This window comes from Rhodococcus sp. BL-253-APC-6A1W (assembly GCF_012843405.1).
In the GTDB taxonomy this organism is placed as follows: Bacteria; Actinomycetota; Actinomycetes; order Mycobacteriales; family Mycobacteriaceae; genus Rhodococcus.
The window spans coordinates 201,772-221,500 of sequence record NZ_JABAFB010000001.1; the positions used below are offsets into that span (position 1 = coordinate 201,772).

Annotated in this window: 22 protein-coding genes and 1 riboswitch; of the genes, 11 read left to right on the forward strand and 11 right to left on the reverse strand. The window is 66.3% G+C overall.

Features of this window, described 5'->3' with window-relative positions; genetic code table 11:
• Positions 1-18: 18 nt before the first annotated feature.
• The 3 genes from HF877_RS00780 to HF877_RS00790 form a co-directional block, all read right to left on the reverse strand.
• Complete coding sequence (locus HF877_RS00780) at positions 19-1,164, reverse strand: ABC transporter substrate-binding protein (protein WP_240951843.1); 1,146 nt, start codon at positions 1,162-1,164, stop codon at positions 19-21.
• Between the two features lie 95 nt (positions 1,165-1,259).
• Positions 1,260-1,441: riboswitch (cobalamin riboswitch) on the reverse strand.
• A gap of 174 nt (positions 1,442-1,615) precedes the next feature.
• Positions 1,616-2,320, reverse strand: a complete 705-nt coding sequence (locus tag HF877_RS00785; protein ID WP_169619094.1) for a DUF899 family protein — start codon at positions 2,318-2,320, stop codon at positions 1,616-1,618.
• A gap of 166 nt (positions 2,321-2,486) precedes the next feature.
• A complete protein-coding gene (locus HF877_RS00790) occupies positions 2,487-3,041 on the reverse strand; it encodes a hypothetical protein (RefSeq protein ID WP_169619096.1) in 555 nt (184 codons plus the stop codon).
• A gap of 189 nt (positions 3,042-3,230) precedes the next feature.
• Between HF877_RS00790 and HF877_RS00795 the strand changes: the two genes are divergently transcribed.
• Both HF877_RS00795 and HF877_RS00800 read left to right on the forward strand, forming a co-directional pair.
• A complete protein-coding gene (locus HF877_RS00795; protein ID WP_169619098.1) occupies positions 3,231-4,697 on the forward strand; it encodes an MFS transporter in 1,467 nt (488 codons plus the stop codon).
• Positions 4,698-4,706: 9 nt separating this feature from the next.
• Complete coding sequence (locus HF877_RS00800) at positions 4,707-5,282, forward strand: TetR/AcrR family transcriptional regulator (RefSeq protein WP_169619100.1); 576 nt, start codon at positions 4,707-4,709, stop codon at positions 5,280-5,282.
• Here the strand turns inward: HF877_RS00800 and HF877_RS00805 are convergent.
• The gene (locus HF877_RS00805) at positions 5,263-5,847 is read right to left on the reverse strand and encodes a maleylpyruvate isomerase family mycothiol-dependent enzyme (RefSeq protein WP_169619102.1); all 585 of its coding nucleotides are present in this window, start codon (positions 5,845-5,847) and stop codon (positions 5,263-5,265) included. The two genes, HF877_RS00800 and HF877_RS00805, sit on opposite strands and share 20 nt — an antisense overlap.
• Before the next feature lie 69 nt (positions 5,848-5,916).
• Between HF877_RS00805 and HF877_RS00810 the strand changes: the two genes are divergently transcribed.
• Entirely contained in the window at positions 5,917-6,375 is a 459-nt protein-coding gene (locus tag HF877_RS00810; RefSeq protein WP_169619103.1) for a MarR family transcriptional regulator, read from the forward strand.
• Between the two features lie 38 nt (positions 6,376-6,413).
• Here HF877_RS00810 and HF877_RS00815 read toward each other — a convergent pair whose 3' ends face one another.
• Positions 6,414-7,289 (reverse strand): class II glutamine amidotransferase, encoded by an 876-nt coding sequence (locus HF877_RS00815; protein WP_169619105.1) that lies wholly within the window; start codon positions 7,287-7,289, stop codon positions 6,414-6,416.
• A gap of 182 nt (positions 7,290-7,471) precedes the next feature.
• On the opposite strand from HF877_RS00815, the gene HF877_RS00820 reads away from it, so the two are divergent.
• A complete protein-coding gene (locus HF877_RS00820) occupies positions 7,472-8,275 on the forward strand; it encodes an SDR family oxidoreductase (RefSeq protein ID WP_169619107.1) in 804 nt (267 codons plus the stop codon).
• Between the two features lie 52 nt (positions 8,276-8,327).
• On the opposite strand, the gene HF877_RS00825 is transcribed toward HF877_RS00820, so the two are convergent.
• The gene (locus HF877_RS00825; RefSeq protein WP_169619109.1) at positions 8,328-8,519 is read right to left on the reverse strand and encodes a hypothetical protein; all 192 of its coding nucleotides are present in this window, start codon (positions 8,517-8,519) and stop codon (positions 8,328-8,330) included.
• A gap of 142 nt (positions 8,520-8,661) precedes the next feature.
• Here HF877_RS00825 and HF877_RS00830 point away from each other — a divergent pair, with 142 nt between their 5' ends.
• Positions 8,662-9,540, forward strand: a complete 879-nt coding sequence (locus tag HF877_RS00830; protein WP_169619586.1) for an SDR family oxidoreductase — start codon at positions 8,662-8,664, stop codon at positions 9,538-9,540.
• A gap of 37 nt (positions 9,541-9,577) precedes the next feature.
• On the opposite strand, the gene tatA is transcribed toward HF877_RS00830, so the two are convergent.
• Genes tatA through HF877_RS00845 form a run of 3 tightly spaced genes read right to left on the reverse strand, consistent with a single transcriptional unit; the run spans position 9,578 to position 12,046 of the window.
• Complete coding sequence (gene tatA / locus HF877_RS00835) at positions 9,578-9,760, reverse strand: Sec-independent protein translocase subunit TatA (protein WP_240951848.1); 183 nt, start codon at positions 9,758-9,760, stop codon at positions 9,578-9,580.
• 8 nt (positions 9,761-9,768) lie between these two features.
• A complete protein-coding gene (locus HF877_RS00840; RefSeq protein ID WP_169619113.1) occupies positions 9,769-10,443 on the reverse strand; it encodes a Rid family hydrolase in 675 nt (224 codons plus the stop codon).
• Between the two features lie 25 nt (positions 10,444-10,468).
• Positions 10,469-12,046, reverse strand: a complete 1,578-nt coding sequence (locus HF877_RS00845; protein WP_169619587.1) for a flavin monoamine oxidase family protein — start codon at positions 12,044-12,046, stop codon at positions 10,469-10,471.
• Positions 12,047-12,335: 289 nt separating this feature from the next.
• On the opposite strand from HF877_RS00845, the gene HF877_RS00850 reads away from it, so the two are divergent.
• Both HF877_RS00850 and HF877_RS00855 read left to right on the forward strand, forming a co-directional pair.
• Entirely contained in the window at positions 12,336-13,853 is a 1,518-nt protein-coding gene (locus HF877_RS00850) for an APC family permease (RefSeq protein ID WP_169619115.1), read from the forward strand.
• A complete protein-coding gene (locus HF877_RS00855) occupies positions 13,850-14,599 on the forward strand; it encodes an IclR family transcriptional regulator C-terminal domain-containing protein (RefSeq protein WP_169619117.1) in 750 nt (249 codons plus the stop codon). Before HF877_RS00850 ends, HF877_RS00855 begins: the two co-directional genes overlap by 4 nt.
• Before the next feature lie 74 nt (positions 14,600-14,673).
• Here the strand turns inward: HF877_RS00855 and HF877_RS00860 are convergent, their stop codons facing one another.
• Positions 14,674-15,330: a (2Fe-2S)-binding protein gene (locus tag HF877_RS00860; RefSeq protein ID WP_240951850.1), complete on the reverse strand. Its 657-nt coding sequence runs from the start codon at positions 15,328-15,330 to the stop codon at positions 14,674-14,676.
• Between the two features lie 153 nt (positions 15,331-15,483).
• Here HF877_RS00860 and HF877_RS00865 point away from each other — a divergent pair, with 153 nt between their 5' ends.
• The 4 genes from HF877_RS00865 (at position 15,484) to HF877_RS00880 (ending at position 19,059) form a co-directional block, all read left to right on the forward strand.
• Positions 15,484-16,062 carry a TerD family protein gene (locus HF877_RS00865; RefSeq protein WP_169619121.1) on the forward strand — a complete coding sequence of 193 codons (579 nt, stop codon included), beginning with the start codon at positions 15,484-15,486 and terminating at the stop codon, positions 16,060-16,062.
• 103 nt (positions 16,063-16,165) lie between these two features.
• The gene (locus HF877_RS00870; protein ID WP_240951851.1) at positions 16,166-16,999 is read left to right on the forward strand and encodes a class II glutamine amidotransferase; all 834 of its coding nucleotides are present in this window, start codon (positions 16,166-16,168) and stop codon (positions 16,997-16,999) included.
• A gap of 62 nt (positions 17,000-17,061) precedes the next feature.
• Entirely contained in the window at positions 17,062-17,616 is a 555-nt protein-coding gene (locus tag HF877_RS00875) for a potassium channel family protein (protein WP_346765028.1), read from the forward strand.
• A gap of 60 nt (positions 17,617-17,676) precedes the next feature.
• Positions 17,677-19,059, forward strand: a complete 1,383-nt coding sequence (locus tag HF877_RS00880; RefSeq protein WP_346765043.1) for a DUF2252 domain-containing protein — start codon at positions 17,677-17,679, stop codon at positions 19,057-19,059.
• A gap of 10 nt (positions 19,060-19,069) precedes the next feature.
• Here HF877_RS00880 and HF877_RS00885 read toward each other — a convergent pair whose 3' ends face one another.
• Positions 19,070-19,723, reverse strand: a complete 654-nt coding sequence (locus HF877_RS00885; RefSeq protein ID WP_169619590.1) for a hypothetical protein — start codon at positions 19,721-19,723, stop codon at positions 19,070-19,072.
• Positions 19,724-19,729: the final 6 nt, after the last annotated feature.

A 19,729-nucleotide genomic window follows, 5' to 3' on the forward strand; every position in this document is an offset into this window, starting at 1 on the left:
CCGGGTCGAGCGTGGTTGTCACGCCGGCAGTTGCCGGTAGAACGTGAACTCGTGATCCGGCAGGATTTCGGGGTGCAGGATTGCCACCAGATCGGACAGGATCAGGTCGGGGCGGAGCACACCGCGTTCGTAGAAGTCGTTACCGCCGGTCTCGTTCGTGGCCTTGTTCGCGTTCCATACCTCGCCCGTCCCGATCGCGGCGAGACTTCCGTAGCGCTCGTCGTCGGCCAGGGCATCGGCGATGGAGGTCCAGCTGTTGACGACCAGCCACGTCGGCGCGTCCGAGGCCTGGGCAATCACCGACTCGAAGTCGAGGGGCAGGGATCCCGTGGTGGTGACGTCGTCCCACGGCCACTGTGCACCGGCATCGCCGAAGAACTTGCCCATGAAACTGCCGCCCGAGGACATGTACCAAGTGCCCTGGGACATCCCGCCGAGAAGTACCGGAGCGGGGTCCGCGGCGGCGGCCTTCTCCGCCACATCGAGGTAACGCGTACGGATGTCGCCGTACACCTCGGCGGCCCGCTCTTCGGTGCCGGTCAGCGCCGCCATGACTTTGATCCATTCGGCGCGGCCCAGCGGTGTGGCCTCGAGCCACTCGGCGTTCGCGACCACGCCGATGCCGGACTCCCGCAACTGCGTGTACGCGGGGTCGTCCGAACCGCCGGTCATCAGGACATCAGGTGCGGCCAGGACCACGGCCTCGGTGTCGACGGTGCCGCCCGCTGCGTACTCGACGACGTCCCCGGAGGCGATGCGATCGCGCGCGGCGGCGTCGGAGACGAAAGAGCCGCTGGAGACGCCGGTGAGAGTGTCGAGGACTCCGAGTTCCGTCACGAGGGGCAGATGGGTGGTCGACGCCGAGTACAGGCTCGTGATGGGCACCGTGATCTGCTGCGCGTCGGCCAGCTCACCCGAGAGCTCCGGAGCAGGCGCACCGCACTTGACCAGCACGTACGACTCGGGTTCGGCGCCGGAGAACGGTTCGTCGACGGTGAGGATCTGGTAGCTGTTCTCGTAGGTGAGCGAGAAGTTCTCCGCGTCGGTGATCTCCGACTTGGCCGGGAAGTAGTCGACCGTTGCATCGAAGTCCGTGATGCACCCCGCGTCGGCGCCGGTATCGGCGCCGATCGAGCTGCCGGTGGCGGACGAACACCCGCTCATGGTCAGGCCTACTACGGCAACGGTGAGGAGAACTCCAGGGAAAACCGCGCGTGAGCGCATGGCGAAGACGCCCTCTCTCGGGGAAATCCGCCCCGGACAGTGAGGTACGACAACGGGAGTCTCCTGGCTCTCGGATCGTCGCTCGCCTCCGCCTTACGACCCTGACGGATCGCGGCCGAAATGGAGGTCTGCTCCCCGATTACAGTGGCGGGACCGCGCCGGACTCACACCGGCTTCCTCGTTCGTCGTCGTAATGACGTCGGCAATTTAACACACCTTGCGACTACGAAAATGTGGGCCTGCGCCCGCCGACTATCGGAACTCACGGCGCTGACCGCACTGCTCCTCGGAATCTCGGTTGCAACTCTCCGAGATCACCGGTTCGGGCTCAGGTCGCTCTCTCGTCGCACGGCCTCGAACGCGCGACGACCCCCACGTCTCTACCCGGATGTCATCGGATGTCGCCGTTCGGACCGTAGAGGCGGGCGATGTCGGGGGAGTCGAGCCATCCCGAGTAGGTGGGCGATTGCGGCCAGCCCTCGGGAGAATCCTGCCATTCTTCCTGGCGTCCCCACGGCAGGATGTCGACCAAGGGGAAGGTGTAGCTGAGCTGTTCGGTGCCGCGGCCGGTGGTGTGCCAGGTGCGGTAGACCGTGTCTCCGTCGCGGAGGAACACGTTGACCGCGAAGCCACCCCCGGGCGGTGCGTCGACGTCCGCTCCGAACGAACTCTCCGAAGACGAGTACCAGTCCATCATGTTGCCGGTCTTCGCCTTGTATGCCAGAGCTTCGCCGATGGGCCCGTTGGTGACGATGACGAAGCGGGCGTCGTAGTTGTCGAGGATGCCCAGCCGGGTCCACTGCGAGGTGAGGCCGGTGCAGCCACCGCACTGCCATTCCTCGCCGTCGGACCACATGTGGTTGTAGACGATCAGTTGTGAGCGGCCGTCGAACACGTCGGCCAGCCGGATCGGACCGTCCGGTCCGATCAGTGTGTAGTCGGGCAGTTCGACCATCGGGAGTCTGCGCCGCTGCGCGGCGATGGCGTCGAGTTCGCGGGTGGCGGCCTTTTCGCGTCTGCGTAAGTCGTCCAGCGCGGTCTGCCAGGTCTGCCGGTCGACGACCGGGGGTAGGGCGCTCGAGGTTTGCTGGGTCATGATGCCTCCGAGGTCGATGGATCTGGTCTGCAGTTGTGACCCGGCAGCCACCCGGAAGTCATCGCGCTCGTTTCGGCTCGGCCGATGGATGGTTAACGGACATAGCGAATCCGCTTGTCTCGCTAGTCGCGTCGTCGCGTCGTCGCGTGATGTAGCGAGTGGATCGTCAGATCTGAGGACCCTCGGATCGGAGATCGTCGACCCTTTTCATCGCCTCACGCAGTTCGGTGAGCCACTCCTCCGAGTGCTGCCCGGCGAGCCGGACCGCCCACTTCAGAGCGTCGGCGCGAGACCGGGCGACGCCCGCGTCGACGAGCGTGTCCAGTACCTTCCGTTCGGGCTGCCTCAGCCGCGTCATCACCGGGACTGCGAGGTGGGTGAACAGGACGTGGCGTTCACCGACCGTGACTCCCCAGGCGACCTTGCGCCCGTAGCGGGCCTCGGCTTCGTCGGCGATACGCATTCGGTCGGGGCGGGTGCTTTCGCGGAAGCGGGAGATGCGGCCGTCTACGGCAGCGGCCGATGTGTCGTCGGGTGCGGGAAGTTCCCCGATCACGGTGATCTCCTCGCGGTCGACCTCGACGGTGGCGGGACCGGTGAACCAGTCGTCGGGCAGTCGTCCGGCGAACCATTCGGTGGCGTCCCCCGCGTCGGGCACATGTGCCTGCTGCCAGCCGCCTGGTCGCCCGAAGCCGGGTGAATTCATGTGGTGATGTCGCATGATCGTCCTCCTCGGACGCATCGACGTGCAGATTTGCTGTGATTACAGTATTACTCCGTTGTTGTGACGGGCGCCGCTATCGGGCGTTCGGATCCTGGGTTGTCAGTGCTCCCGAGTTGACATGCGAGGGGTGAACACCGTTCACTCTTGCGGGGTGAACAACGTTCACCCCGGAGGGAGGAGAACGGAATGCGAAGTGCGGAAAACGAGGCACGCAGACAGCCCGCCTCGAGCGGCACGATCACCGCGCTGCTGAGCCTGGCAGGACTGGTTGCCGCATTACAGACCACGCTGGTCATTCCGTTGTTGCCGGACTTCCCGGAGCTTCTCGACGTGTCCGCCGGGGACGCCACCTGGCTGGTCACCATCACCTTGCTGACCGGAGCTGTGGCCACACCGATCGTCTCTCGGCTGGCCGACATGTTCGGCAAGCGCCGAATGATGGTGCTGGCGCTGTCGATGATGGTCGTCGGATCATTGATCGCAGCGCTCGGCGGAACCTTTCTCGCAGTCCTGATCGGCCGTGCCCTGCAGGGATTCTCGTCCGCGCTCATCCCGGTGGCGATGGCTGTGCTCCGTGATGTGCTCCCGCGGGAGAAAGTCGCCGGCGCCGTGGCGCTCACTAGCGCCACGATGGGGATCGGGGGCGCGCTGGGCCTGCCCACCGCAGGTGTGCTCTACGGCAGTTTCGGCTGGTCGTCGGTTTTCTGGGTCTCTGCAGCCGCCGGATGTCTGCTCCTGCTGGGGATTCTGCTCGTCGTCCCGGCAAGCGCCACCGGCACCCGGGGGCGATTCGACATCGTCGGAGCGCTGCTGCTGTCCGCCGCGCTGACTGCGCTGCTCCTCGGAATCTCGAAAGGGCCCGCGTGGGGTTGGTCGAGCCCGCAGACCGTCGCGAGCCTGGTCGTTGCCGTCCTCGTCCTCGCCGTCTGGGTGCCGTACGAATTGCGGGTCCCCGCACCGATGGTCGACCTCCGCGTGTCCATGCGCAGGACGGTGCTGCTGACCAACATCGCTGGGCTGTTCGTCGGATTCGCCGCTTACGCGAACACTCTTTCGACTACCCAGCAACTGCAGCTCCCCGAGATCACCGGCTTCGGGTTCGGGCTCAGTGCGGCAGCGGCCGGGCTGTGCATGGTGCCGGGAGGTATCGCCATGCTGCTCTTCTCGCCGCTGTCGGCACGAGTGGCCTCTCGGTTCGGCGGGCGTGCCACCCTCATCACCGCGACACTCGTCATGACGGCGTCCTACGCGTTCCGCATCGCGTTCGACGACACCGTCGTCCTCATCATCGTCGGTGCCGTTTTCGTCAGCATCGGCAACGCGATGGCCTACGCGACGATGCCCGCGTTGATCATGGCAGCCGTTCCGCTCACAGAGACGGCCGCCGCCAACGGGCTCAACAGTCTGCTCCGCACGATCGGAGCGTCGAGCATGAGCGCGGTCGTCGCCGCGCTCCTGACCGGGTTGACGGTCGAACTGGGGGGACGCGCGTTCCCCGCGCACGGGGCCATCGTCGCGATGTTCGCGATCGCGGGCGCCGCCACGTTCTTGGCTACGCTGGCTGCCATGTTCCTTCCGAAACAGCGACCCGCGCAGCCTTCCCCGGTGGGCCCGGCGACGACGACCGCGGTGACGGCACCGGCCGGATCATGACGCCCGCGCATGCCGGAGTTCCTCGGGCCGGGTGCCGACGTGGGTGAACCGAGCACCCGCGAGATCATCCTCGATGCCGCCAGAACGTTGTTCGCCGAACGTGGTTTCAGCGGAACCACGATCAGAGATGTCGCCGAGGCTGCGGGCGTATCGCCCGCCCTCGTGATGAAACTGACCGGCAGCAAGGCCCAACTGTTCCAGGCCGCTGCGCCCGACGCGCCGGGTCTCGCCGATATCGAGCGCCCGGACGAGTCGATCGGTTGCCGGATGGTGCGTGCCCTCGTCGAGCGACGAGACACGGGAGACTACGAATTCTGGGCCATGGCACCATTTCTCGTTCAAGAGGCACCCGACCCGGAGATCGCCCGGCAGAAGATGGTGACGCGTGTCGTGCCGCGGATCGCGGCAACGATCGGTGAGCAGTCGGAAGGCTTGGTGCGTTCGCGGATCATCGTGACGCTCCTGCTCGGACTCGCCGGTGGGCTGCGCACCTTCGAGGTGCTCACAGCGGATGACGTCGGGAACGAGGAACTCATCGAGACCTACGGCGGACTCATCCAGCAAGTCATAGATTCCGGCCGGTGAGGTGCAGCAACAGTAGCGAGATGGGCTCGCGCACCTCTTCGCCCGCGCCGGCAGCCCAATCGACGTCGGTGGCAACGAGCCTGTAGCCCCGAAGTTTTCGCTGCGCACGGTACGGAAAACCCATCGACCAGACGTGGTCGGCACCGGCACGCGCCGCGTCGAGCGGCATCGGGCGGTCGATTCCGAGTGGTCTCGCGATGTCCTGTTCGTGTACGAGTACGTCGACGAGGGTGTTCTTGTAGTTGGTCGGTGCGGGGAGCCGGCGCGACTCGGCGTTGTCGTGCAACTCGTCGGCGAGCTGGGAATTTCTGCGTGTCTCGGCGTAGCGCACGGCCGTGTCGTGGTTCATCCGGTCGAAACTGCCCCACGCGAGCAACAGGTCGCGGAGGAGTGCCGGCACGGAGGGTGGCTGCGATGCCAGTGCCAGATGTGCTGCGACGTCCCGGACGAGCCACCCCTCGGCGAGTGACGGTGTACGCCATTGTTCTTCGGTGAGAGTCGCGAGGAGATCCGCGGTGGCGCGGCGTTCGGCGGCGATGATTGTCCAATATTGTTCGGCGTCCATGGCACACCTCGAATTGGTAAGATTCTCGTACTATTGTGCGTCTGCCGGAACGATGCGTCAAGGGATTCGATGAACGAAGAAACAGCCGTAAGAGCACCCGGCGTCAATCTAGGTCTGCTGCTGTTCATTCCGTACCGGGCGCTCGAGAATCGCGTCCTCGAAGTCCTTCGGGAGGACGGCTTCGACGATCTGTCGCTTGCTCAGGCGCGAGTGTTCCAGCGACTGCACCCGGAAGGCTCGAGGATCACCGATCTTGCGGTCGCCGCGCAGATCACGAAGCAGACCGCCGGCTTTCTCGTAGACGGACTCGAACGGGCGGGTTATGTCATGAGGGCGCCCGATCCGCGAGATGCCCGCGCAAAACTCGTACAGATCACCGAGCGGGGACGCCGCGCCGTCGAGGCCGCCGCGCGTGTCGTGGCCGACGTCGAGGCGGAATGGGCCGTCCACCTCGGTGCACGCCGAACGGCGCAACTGCGCGAGATCCTGACGGATCTCCGCGAGATCACCGACCTCCGAAATCGGTGACGCACCGGTCGGCGAGACGAATCGCGGTGACGGCACCGTCACGGTGCGCTGGGAGCCTGGGCGGCCTTGGCGCGGCCCGTGAGGTCGTCGAGCGTCAACCGGTGACGCGGTTCGTGCTCCGCGATCATCGTTCGTGACACCTCGTGACGAGGTCCGACGTGAAGGAGTTCTCCCGACGCCAGCGACTCCCAGTCCGGGTCCTCGTCCATCCGCTCGGTGGCCACCACAACGGCCGGCCGGCTGGACAGATCGCCCGAGCGAGCACGCACCGTTCCGGCGGCACTCGCGTGCTCGAGATGACGGCTTCCGCTCGGTCCGCCGGAACGCCGCTGCAGGACCATGAGGTCGTGGGTGTCCGGGTAACGGAACGCCCACAACTCCTCGGCGGTCACGAGCACGAAGTTCAGCGACAGTATTCTCAGCCGGTCGGCGACCCATCCGACGGCCGCCGCGATTCCGGCACCGACATCACCGCCCTGCTCGTCGATGTGGCGGGTGATCAGCGCGAAGAATCGCTCCGAATCCGTATCGCCGTGCACGAGAGTGCGGTAGTCGCCGAGTTCGGCTTCCAGCAGCGGAAGGTCTTCGATCACCCCGTTGTGGGCGAACAACCTGCCGTTCTGTTCGAACGGATGGGTGTTCGCGAGGACGGTGCCTCCCGTGGTCGCGTACCGGACGTGGGCGACGAAGGTCCGGGACTCCCGCTCCCTGGCCTCGAGCGCGAATTGACGGTCCTCGTATGCCGCGATCGGTTGCTTCTCGAGCAGTGGGGTGCCGTCGGCGGAGAAGGACCCCAGACCGGTTCCGTCGGGCATTCGGCGACTCTGCTCGGCGAGGCTGTCTTCGGCGTCGAGGAGCCAGAATGTGGCGTGCACTCGATGGGGTGCTGCGGACATCCCGAACAATCGGCACATTGCCGTCGTCCTCTCGCTCGAGGCCGGATCATCACCAGTATGACCACGCCCGAGGTCGCTCCGGGCCGGTTCCACACCCGAGACCGGGTTGTGCCCGTGAGTGCGATCCGCCCCGAATGGTCCTCGCGCGGAAGACGAGAGTTCCCGATCGGGGCTACCGTGAGGAAAACGAAAGGGAGCATATGCGGATACGCGACAAGGTATTCGTCGTCACCGGCGGCGGCAACGGAATCGGGCGCGACGTCGTCCTCGAACTTCTCGTGCGCGGCGCACGGGTTGCAGCCGTCGACCTTCGCAGTGAAGCGCTCGACGGTACGCGCGCACTGGCGCCCGCCGCCGGCGACAGGCTGACAACCCACACCGCGGACGTATCGGATCGCACCGCCGTCGAGTCGCTCGTCGGCGAGGTCGTCGCTGCTCACGGGCAGGTGGACGGCATCGCGAACGTCGCCGGGATCATCCAGCACTTCGTGCCGTTCGCCGAACTGTCGTACGACGAGATGTCGAAGGTGATGGATGTCAACTACTGGGGCGTCGTGCACATGTGCAAGGCGTTCCTTCCCGAGCTCACGAAGCGTCCGGAGGCCAGCCTGCTCAACGTCTCCAGCATGGGCGGCCTCGCACCGGTGCCGGGTCAGTCCGTGTACGGCGCCAGCAAGGCCGCAGTAAAGCTTCTGACCGAAGGGCTGTTCGCGGAGCTTCGCACCACGAACGTCGCCGTGACGCTCGTCTTCCCCGGCGCGATCCGCACCGGCATCGCCGAGAATTCGGGGGCGTCCATTCCGGGCCGCGACACCGATGCGGGCGCTGCGAAGATCACCTCGTCCGCCGAGGCGGCGCTGCGCATCGCCAACGCGATCGAAAAGGGCACGTTCCGTATGTGTATCGGCAAGGACGCCACGATGATCGACCTGCTCTCGCGGCTCATGCCGCGCCGCACGATCGACATGGTGGCGAAGAAAATGGGATCGCTCGTCGATCGCTGAGCCCACGGCGACCCGTGGCGCCGAGCCCACGGCGGCCGGCGGGGCCCCGTGCTTACGAGTTCTTCTCCTCGGAGTTCTCCGTCTCGGTGGCCGGACCCGCAGGCGTAGCTCCGCCTTCGGTGGTCCACTCGGTCGACTCGCCTTCGGTGGAGCGGGCGGGGTCGGACACGACATCGGGCGCCGCGTCCTCGCTCCCGTGTTCGGTCGACGTGGTTTCGGGGTCTTTGTGGTCGGCCACTGACATGCTCCTCCGTTGCGACGTTCCGGTCGGAATACCCATATCGGTGGCGCTCAACCGCCGGTGTGGAAGACCTCCCTGCGGGGTACCGGGAAACACAGGCCGACGACCGAGGGAGGCAACCGTGTCCGACGAGGCCCAGAACCGGATGCAACACCCCGGAGAGCAACACCCTGTTCCCCCGTTGGAGCAGCAACCCGAGATCACCTACCCCGGCGCGACCGACGAACTCGTCACTGCTCCGGACCACGGCGAACTGACGTATCGGGGCTCCGGAAAACTTCTCGACCGGCGTGCACTGATCACCGGTGGTGATTCCGGTATCGGGCGCGCCGTGGCGCTCGCCTTCGCGCGGGAAGGAGCAGACGTCGTCCTCTGCCATCTCCCGGAAGAAGGCGAGGACGGCAGACGGACCGCCGAACTCGTCGAAGCGGCGGGACGGAGCGCCGTGCTCGTGCCCGGAGACATCCGGGAAGAAGACTTCTGCCGACACCTCGTCGCCACGACCGTCTCGGAGTTCGGTGGTATCGACATCCTGGTCAACAACGCTGCCTACCAGCACCTGGTTCCCGGTGGGATCGCCGACATGACCACGGACGGGTTCGATCGCGTCATGAAGACGAATCTCTATGCCCTGTTCTGGTTGTCGAAATTCGCAGTGGCCCGGATGGAACCGGGATCGGCGATCGTCAACACCACCTCGATCCAGGCGGTGAACCCCTCACCTGGTCTCCTCGATTACGCCACCACGAAGGCCGGCATCGTCGACTTCACCAAAGGGCTTGCCGCAGACGTCGCGAGTAAGGGTGTTCGCGTCAATGCTGTTGCACCCGGCCCTATCTGGACGCCGTTGATTCCTGCGACCATGCCGAAGGATGCGTACGAGAATTTCGGTAAGGATGTGCCGCTCGGCCGTCCCGGACAGCCGGCGGAACTCGCTCCCGCGTACGTGTTCCTCGCCTCGCAGGACTCGAGTTACATCACCGGGGAGACCATCGCGGTCACCGGCGGGGTGCCCTTCACCTGACGAGCAGGTACCCCGGGGTGCCCGGGGTACCTGCTGCCTATCCGGTGATGCTCGGAGTGTCGGTCGACGCGGGCCGGGAATCGTCGGCGTGCATCTCGCCGACCTCGGACTTCAGGATCCGAAGTGATCTGCCCAGCCCTCGCGCAGCTTCGGGGAGCTTCTTCGACCCGAACAGAACGAGCAGGACCACCGCGACGACCGCCCAATGTGCCGGGCTCATCGCGCCCATCAGCCCGCCATCCCGTCCGTCGGGTACACCGCGTCGACCTCGACCTCGACGAGCCAGCCCGGAACGGGAAGGCTGCCGACCTCCAGCGCGAACCGCGTGGGCCGTGCGGCATTGCGTTCGAGCGGTGCGGCCGGCTCTGCGGTTCCCAGGGGCACCAGTTCGGTGTCCCCGGTGTCGAGATTCGTGTTCGCGAAGAACTGACGATAGGCGCGGTTCCAGCCGGCGTAGTCCGCTCTGTCGGTGCCGGGCGCGTTGTCGAGGAACACCCGCATGGTGGTGACATCGGCAAGAGTCAGTCCCTGCGCTTCGAGGTTCGCGCGAATGTTCTTGAGGACGTTGATCCCTTGGGCTTCGGTTACGGTGACACCGTCGGGCAGCTCACCGTCGGCGAACTGTGAGTCGATGTACGACTCCGGGGTGCCCTGAGGTGCTGCCGTATTCGCCGCAGTCGGCCCCAGACCGCTGGATTTGTATACCCTCGCACCGGAACTGATCGTCACGCCCTGCGCGATCATCGGGTTCGCCTCGCCGGGCTCGAGAACCGCCTGCGCCACGGCAGTCGTCTCGCTGGGTGGCGCGCCGGGGTCGTCGTCGGACGAGCAGGAAGTCAGGATGGCGGTGGTGGTGGCCAGGCTCGCGGCCAACGCCGCGGCGCGGAGGGTGGTGCGCTTCATGAGTGCTCCTGGAGATCGAAGGTGGTCAGGCTGCGGCGACGCGCTGGTGCAGCGCCGTGACGACATCGCGGGCAGAGGTGAAGGCGCCGTGCTGCCAGGCGATTGCGTTGGAGAGGTGGTCCCCTGCGAAGTAGATGCGGTCAACGGGTTCGAGCAACAGTTCGTACTCGGGGGTGGCGGCACCCCCGTGCGAGTCACCGGCGCCCTTCCAGTTCGTCCAGGCGCCTTCCGAGTACTTCATGCGACGCCAGCTACCCGAGAAGGACGAGGCGATGTCCCGGCCGTATTTCTCGCCGTGGATCGACATGCCCTCTGCCACGGCTTTGTCCAGACGCTGCTTGTGAGTGAGGGATTCGAACGCGAGGTGCCGCCGTCCGCTGGTGTAGTACCCGACGACGACTCCTCGGTCCGAGCCGTAGTGGTCGTACGGGAACATGATCTGGGTGATGTCCTTGTCCGTGTTCGAAGCGCCGCCGTAGATGCGGTCTTCCGTTTCCCACCAGCGCCGGGTGTATTCGATGCCGAGCTTGCCGGCCGAGGCGGGAACGGCGGCGGACAGCGCTTTGAGTACTTCCGCGGGCAAGTTGTTGTCGAAACGGCCGACCAGATTCGGCGGAACGGTGCAGATGCAGTAGTCGGCGGTGATCGACTTCCGTGCGCCGTCCTGCGTGTAGGTCACGGCGACGCCGTCGGGAACGTTCTTCATCGAGGTCACTTCGGCACCGAAGTGGATCCGGTCGGTACCGATCTTGTCCCGCAAGGCGTAGTAGATCCGGTCCATACCGCCGACGGGGGTCATCATCGTCGTCGCCTGGTCGTAGCCGAACTCGAAGCTGAAGTTGCGGCCGAGGCCGGACCGGATGACGTCGCTCATCGGGAACGGTTCGGTCTCGGTGCCGAAGTTCAGGCCGGCACCGGGTTCGCCCGAGTAGCCGCGTCGGGTGGAGCCGAGGTAACGGCCGTCGCTGGACAGGTCACCGAAGTCGCTGAGGAACTCCGACAACGCCTCCTTGTCGTCGGGGGAGAGGACGTCGTCGAGCGCACCCCTCGACGCGGCTTTGTGGAGGAGTTCGGACATGTAGCCGTAGGTGTCCGCCTTCGCGGCGCGGTACTGGACCGACTGTCCCGAGATAGCGGTGTCACTACTGTAATGGACGAGCGTGTTCGCATTCTGATTGCCGAACGGCTGGACCTCGACGCCGAGTTCGTGGCAGTAATCGAGGGTGATGTGGCTCTGCGGGATGCGGGTGGCCCCGAGGTTGTAGTAATGGCCGTCGGCGAAGGTGCAGGTCTGAGTGTCTCCGCCGATCTCGGTTTCCGTGGTGCCGCCGCGCACCGAGTAGACGCGTCCGCCCGGCCGGGTGCGAGCCTCGAGTACCGTGACGTCGTAGCCGCCCTTACGGAGTTCGTACGCAGCGCACAGACCTGCGGGACCGCCGCCGAGCACGACGACCGACTGCTTTCCCGGGGCCTTGCCGATGAGGTCGCCCATCGCGGGAGGCTGGAACCTGTTCGGTGAGGTGGCTGCCGCGGGGGCGAGACCTATGGTCGACATCGCCCCGTAGGCGAGTCCGACGCCTCCGGTCATGCCGAGGCCCCGCATGAATGATCTTCTGGTGACACTCACTTCATGGCTCCCATCGCGCTCACGACGTCTGCTCCAGGCCGCGGACGTCCTGTGCCCGCGCCGTCGTTCGGAGCAATCGTGGAGGCGGTGTGCTTCCCGCCGGATACGGCGAAGAAACGGTTCGGCAGCGGCGAGTGAGAAACGTCGCGAGCAATCCCTCTCACTCGGAAGACCTCATACGACTTGCCGAAGAAACCGTGGGGTAACACGATGCGCGTACGGTCTGCGCGGCCGGCACGAGCACGCCGGCGGGTGGGGAGGCATCATGACCGAAACGTCTGCGCTGGCCGATGCGATCGCACGGTCGTTCGCGCACCGGGAACCGGAACGCCCGGCAGTGTCGCCACTGCGAGCTTTGGGGCGCAGGCAACTGTCGGGATGGGAGGTGCTCGCTCAATCGGTCGCGACGACCGCCCCGGCGGCATCGATGGTCCTGCTGCCCGCCGCGATGCTCACCCACCACGCGCTGATGTCCGGTCTGATCGCCGTGGTGGCTGCAACTGTGCTGGTCACTCTGATTGCTTGTTGCACAGCGCTGTTCACCCGCCGCATGGTTGCTTCGGGCGGGCTGTACGCGTTCGTCGCAAAAGGTCTGGGCCCACGTGCGGCTCTGACGACGGGCATCGCGATGGCGGTGAAGTATCTCGGGAGCGGTGCGCTGACGCTGTACCACGGAGGGCACGCGGTGATCGCGATCGCCGCACAGTGCGGCATCGGCATCCGGGGGCCGGCGACCGCCGTGGTGTATTTCCTGATCGCCGCGGCGATCCTTGCGGCGTTGTTGCGTGGTGTCCGGTTCGCGGCGCTGGCGATCCTTGTGATCGAATCCTGTTCCTTGATTTTCATCGTCGGCCTGATGGTGATGCCCGGTGCGGAATCGGTGCCGGTGCAGCCTTTTCCGGGAGCCGGGACCGGTCTTCTGCTTCCTGTAGTTCTGTCCGCGCTCTTCGCCCTCGCAGGATTCGAGAGCGCGACGTTCGTCGCGCCCGAGGCGCGCCGTCCGATGATCACCGTAACCCGCACCGTGATCGCCACACCGGCACTGTGTGGAGCGCTGTTCGTATTCGCCGGTTGGGCCGCGTGGAGCGGCCACGCCGACACCCTCGTGGGGGCTTATCTGTACGGCACCTCGACAGGAGTCAGTCCGGTGGTGGTGGCCTTGCTGCACCTCGGGATGGCCTGCTCGTGGCTCGCGTCGGCGATGGCGTCCTCCAACGCCGCGTCCAGGCTGCTGTATTCGATGGGGGTCGAAGGCGTTCTGCCGGCTGGGCTGGGCTCGGTACACCGGAGACTCCGCACACCCTGGGTTGCGCTCGTCTCCGCGGTGTCCTGTCTCGCGATCGGTGCGACGGTCCTCGCGGTCCGGGGTGAGGTGCCCGACTGGGCCGGTGTCACGCTGCGCGTCGTTCTTCTGTTCGCGTACGTCCTGGTCGCGGTCGCGGCGGTGGTGTTCCTCGCTCGTATCCAGGAGTCGACGCCGGCAATCACCTGGACATGTCGCGTCGCTGCGACTCTCGGTGGGGTGGTCACCGGGTACATCGTGATCGGCCACGCGCTGGACGGCCGGTTCGGCGCTCTGACGGCGTTGCTCGTCGTGCTCGCGGTTCCGGTCCTGTGGTACCGGCACCTGCGACGAACGCGACCGGCGACCCTCGCCGACATCGGCGTGTTCGACAGCCCCGAATCGAAGGATGTGCTTCCCGGGGCCGGCGCCTTCGCCGAGACCGGCCGCGGCCGCGTCGCCCTCGTCGGATCCGATCATCCGAACGCGGTACGGCGGTGAGCGTCCGGGCCGGGCAGGGTGGGCACGAACCCCGGGCCGTTCAGCGTGCGCTCGCCCTCCTCGAAGCCGTTGCAACCCTGGGTGCCGGCGCATCGGCTCGTGACGTCGCGGCGCTGACAGCGATCCCGCCCGCGACTGCCTACCGTCTGCTCAATCTCCTCGTGGCAGACGGTTACCTTGTTCGGGTCGAAGACCTGTCGGGTTTCGCGCTCGGGCGGCGTACCCGCGAACTCGCTGCCGCCGCACCGGCGCCCCATGTGGACATCGATCCGGGTCCTGTCCTCGAGGAGTTGCGGGCACAGCTCCGGTACGGCGTCTACCTGGTGTCCTACACGGGTGGCCGGGTCCGCCTCGTCGACCGAGACCCCGACCACGAACTGTCCGGCGAGTCGACCTGGACGACGCACCTGCACGCGTCGGCGATCGGAAAACTGCTGCTCGTTCAGCGGCCCGAACTGATCGGGCCCGGCCCGCTCCGCCGGATCACCGAATGCACCAAGACCGAACCAGCCGAACTGAGGGCGGAACTGGAACGTGTACGTGACGAAGATGCCGCGTCCGAGGTCGACGAGAGCCGCATCGGCCGGTCAGCGCTCGCGGTCCCGGTGCGCACTAACGACCATCGGCTCACCGGAGCGCTGACCGCCATCGGGCGCACCGGACGGCTCAGCGTGAACGATCCGGAGATCCGGGATCTCTTGCGCTCCTACGCTTCTGTCCTACGCGGGTCGACTTCGGTCTCGTAACCGAGGTTTCCGTCCGATCCGGCACACGAACCGTGCGGGCGTACCGAGCGGAAATGCTTGTCAGAACGACGGATTCACGGACCAGCGGGCGGGGTGGGAAAAGGGCAATCGCCGCACACGCCTCCGTTGGCGGTGCGGTAGAACAGGCAGCAGCTACGACGCCTTCCTGTCGCTCGGTCGATGCTGCCGGTCAACCGGGGGTCGTCCAGCAGCGCGTCGAGATGCGGCAGTGCCGCCTCGCCGATCATTCGTCCTGCACCGATCAGAGCCGAGGCCGCGTTACCCCACATCAGCCCGGGTGCCACCACATCGCGCCACGCCTCGATGATCGGCTCGAGTTGCCGGTCGAGCACCTCGACGGCAACGGAGTCACCGAACCGCGGCTCGGCCACGTGCAACAGGAGGGTGCCACCGTCGGACCGCCACAGCAGCTGGTCCGGGTCGAGGCCGATACAACGCCCGGAGAGAGTGACGGACCCGATCGCGATCGACCACACGCGTGCGGCGTAAGCGAAGAACACCGTCGAAGCGGCCACCCGCATCTCGTCGGTGCTCATCTGCTCGGCCGTAGCGGTCACGAGGTGGTCACGGGTCGTGCGCTCACGCAGTGCGATGGTGGGTTGCCATCGGCCGCCGGGCACTTCTCCGGTCCCGACCGCGAAGAAGGGACTCAGTGCCGCGATCCGTTCGAGCACCCCGGTCGCGCCCGATGTCGCATTCTCCTGGGCCAAGGCACTCCTGCTCTCGTTCGTCTTCTCCATCCGCCCGGCTCGCTCGTGCCGTCGTGCGACGTCGGCAACGTAGCACGGCGCGAGCACGCCGAATCGGCCGCTTCGGCGGGCCGACTATCGTGGGTCTCACGACAACCGATCGAAAGGACCGGCATGGGTGTGAGTTTGGCCAAGGGCGGAAATGTCTCGTTGTCGAAGGAGGCTCCGAACCTCACTGCGGTGACGGTCGGTCTCGGCTGGGACGTCCGGGCTACGACCGGCGCCGATTTCGACCTCGACGCCAGCGCTCTCGTCACGGGTGCGAACGGCAAGGTGCTCTCGGACCAACACTTCGTCTTCTACAACAACCTGCGTTCGCCCGACGGATCGGTCGAGCACACGGGCGACAACCTGACCGGCGAGGGAGAGGGTGACGACGAGTCGATCAACGTCGACCTCGTCGCAGTGCCCGCCGAGGTGCAGTCCATCGTCTTCCCGGTATCGATTCACGACGCCGACGCGCGCGGGCAGTCGTTCGGTCAGGTGCGCAACGCGTTCATCCGGGTGGTCGACCGCTCCGACGATCGCGAACTCGCGCGCTACGACCTGAGCGAGGACGCGTCGTCGGAGACCGCGATGGTCTTCGGTGAACTGTACCGGCGCGGCACCGAATGGAAGTTCCGCGCGATCGGCCAGGGCTACGCGTCCGGCCTCGCGGGAATCGCCCGCGACTACGGTGTCAGCATCGGCTGATCCGAAGGCGCGCGCCGCGTGCTCGTGACCTGGCCCGCGGCGCCGCCGCCCGATCTGCCGCGATCACCTCGTACAGGCGGACTCCCGGTGCGACACTGGTGTGATGTGTAGATGGATGGCCTACTCCGGCGATCCGATTCTCGCCGAGGATTTGTTGTTCAAGCCGGAGCATTCGCTGATCGATCAGAGCCTGCACTCGCATCTCGGCGCCACAACCACCAACGGTGACGGTTTCGGTGTCGGCTGGTACGGCCTGGGCGAAACGCCCGCGGTGTTCAAGGGCATCGATCCGGCGTGGAACGACGAGAATCTTCGTGAAGTCGCGTCGCAGGTGAGCACCCACCTGCTGTTCGCCCATATCCGGGCGTCGACCGGGAGCGCCGTCCAGCGGAGCAACAGCCACCCCTTCCGGCACGAGAACTGGCTGTGGATGCACAACGGATGCATCGAAGGATTCGAGCGGATGAAACGGGATCTGGTGTTCGCCATCGAACCGGATCTCTACCCGTACATCGAAGGGTCCACCGACTCGGAAGTGCTCTTCTTTCTGGCCTTGACGTTCGGCCTCCGGGAAGACCCCCTCGGCGCGGTGGGGCGGGCAGTGGGCCTGGTCGAGCACCTCGCCCGGCAATACGGCATCGACGCTCCGGTGCAGATGAGCGCCGCCACCACGGACGGCGTCACGGTGTGGGCGTTCCGCTACTCGAGCGAAGGAAAAACACGTTCGCTGTTCTACTCCACCGAGATCTCGCGATTGCGCTCGCTGCATCCGGAGGTCGAGGCACTCCAGCGTTTCGGTATGACGGCGAGATTGGTTGTGTCCGAACCTATACGGGACTTGCCGGGTGCATGGAACGAAATGCCCGAAGGTTCCGCGGCGATCGTCCGCGAAGGCCGCGACGACATCGTTCCGTTCGTTCCACTGGGTGCGACGTAGACAGCGCGGGGCGACATCGTGTCCGCGTCGGCAACCCGTGACACCGGGGTCGGAGGCGGCGCGTGAGCGGCCCGCTACCGACCGGAGGCCGGTCCACCCGCAGGTTGTTGTGGTCGGCCGGTGTGCGGCCGTTGCTGACAGCCGTTGTGCTGCTGACCGTCTACTTCCTCGCACCGCTCGACGGTATCGGAGACCTGGGGGCGGTGTTCCTCCTGGTCGTGGGGGTTCTCGCGGTGGGTACGGTGGCGGTCTGGCAGGTCAAGAAGGTACTGGCGTCGCACTACCCGGCGGTGCAGGCCGTCGAAGCGGCCGCTGCCACTGTTGCGTTGTACCTGGTCGGTTACGCCGCGTTCTACTACCTGCTGTCCGCTGCGAACGCGCAGGGATTCAGTGAGGTGCTCTCGCGGGTCGACGCACTCTATTTCTGTCTCACCGTGTTCGCCACGGTCGGATTCGGCGACATCGTGGCCACCACCGATTCGACGAGAGCGGTCGTATCCCTCCAGATCGTCGCCAATCTGATGTTCCTTGCCGTCGGGATCCGCGTGCTGACCGGCGTGGTGCAGTGGCGTCGGCAGCAGCGTCAGAACCCTCCCGGCACTTCCCCGGGTGGGTAGGACCGCCACCCGAAAGGAATGGAAATCGTGGCCGAACCCGACATTCCGACGCACACCCAGGTGTCTCTCGATCCCCGAGCACGGAGAGCCAAGGGGAAGCACGCACGACGCTCGACGCCCCTCGACTCGCTCGCCGAATGCGGCGCCGATCCCGGCCGTTCCCCGATCGATCTGCTCTCGACACAAGCGGAGACCAGGGTGCCCCAGTTGGTCCCCATCCGGCACGGTCGCATGGCGTCGTCGCCGTTCGCGTTCTACCGCGGTGCCGCGCTCGTCATGGCGGACGATCTGTCGCGGACCCCGTCGAGCGGGGTGATCACCCAACTCTGCGGCGACGCGCACCTGTCCAATTTCGGCATCTTCGCCACGCCCGAACGGAAATTGGCGTTCGACGTCAACGACTTCGACGAGACCTACCCCGGGCCGTTCGAATGGGATGTCAAACGACTCGCGGCCAGTCTCGCGATCGCAGCGAAGGACAACGACTTCACCCGGAGGCAGCGGCGGCGCATCACCACTGCCTGCGCGTCCGAGTATCGGGAAACGATGCTCGAGCAGGCCGAGCGGGGGAACCTCGCGGTCTGGTACTCGCGGATCCAGCCGACCAGGGAACTGGTCGAACTCCGCGACGAACTCGATTCGTCCATGAAAAAACGTGTTCGGAAGTTGCTCGAGAAGTCGGTACACAGCGACAGCGTGCACGCGGCCGGAAAACTGACCTCCGTCGTGGACGGGCGCCGCACGATCACCAGCCGGCCACCTCTGATCGTGCCGATCGAAGAAGTGTTCGCCGATGCCGATGCCACGCAGCTCTACGACGAACTGCATCGGCGACTGCGCGAATACGCCTCCACACTCCAATCCGATCGCCGCACCCTGCTCGCGCAGTTCGAATTCGTCCAGGCCGCGCGGAAAGTCGTCGGTGTCGGCAGCGTGGGCACCCGGGCATGGATCGTCCTGATGCGGGGGAGGGACGACGATCCGCTGGTGCTGCAGGCCAAGGAAGCGCAGCGGTCCGTACTTGCCGGGTACGTCGACGGGCCGCAGTACGAGAACGAAGGTGAGCGGGTGGTGCACGGCCAACGGCTCATGCAGGCCGCGAGTGACATCTTTCTCGGATGGCAGCAGGGTCCCGGAGTCGACGGTGTCCGGCGTGACTTCTACGTCCGGCAGTTGCGCGACGGCAAGGGGTCCGCGGTGGTGGAGGCGATGACGCCGAGAGGTATGGAGCTGTACGGGCGGCTGTGCGCCCGCGTCCTCGCGTACGGCCACGCGCGCGGGGGAGACCGCATCGCGATGGCGTCCTATCTGGGATCGGGCAACGAATTCGACGAAGCGATTGCGGGGTTCGCGAAGACCTATGCGGAGAGGAACGTCCGCGATCACCAGGAGCTGGTCGCCGCGATCGACTCGGGTCGAATCGCCGCGCGCACCGGTATGTGAGCGCGACGGCTCAGCGCACCAGGAGCCAGTTCTTGTCGTGCCGGTAGAAGGTGGAGCGTTTGAGCGGGCGGGGATTCGCGACCCCGTCGCGGGTGACGGTCGCGGCGGGCGAACCCAGTTGCATCGCCCGTCCCGTCAGCCACTTGTAACCGCCGAACCAGCGCGGCCGGTCGATTGCGGCGCGCAGTCCCGGCATCGCCGGTGTGGGCTCGACCCGGATACCGGGCACCGTGCCGGAGAACAGGCGGGTGTCGTCGACGTAGGCCTCCCCGACGAGACCGGACTCGTCGCCACACACGAGCGCCCGGCCGACGAGCGCGATGCCGGCGTCGTCCCGGATCAGCGGAATCGGCTTCGCCTCACCGCGCAATGCGATGGTGGCCGCTTTCGAGCCGCTGCGCAGGCCGTATGCCTCGGTGGCCGGAGTGCGCGACTCGGGTACGTACGCGAGTTCGATGTCGTCGAGCCGATCGAGGCGCATCAGCCGGGTCAGTGTCGCGGCGAATGCGGCATCGTCTCCGACGACGATCAGCCGGGGGTTGTCCACCGAGTCCGCTTGGGCGAGGACATCCTCGAAATCGTCCTTCTCCGGAAGCGCGGGAGCGGACAGCGTCGTCTCCGGGGTGAGAGTCAGCGGCAGGGGTACCTCGCCACATCTGAACACTACCGG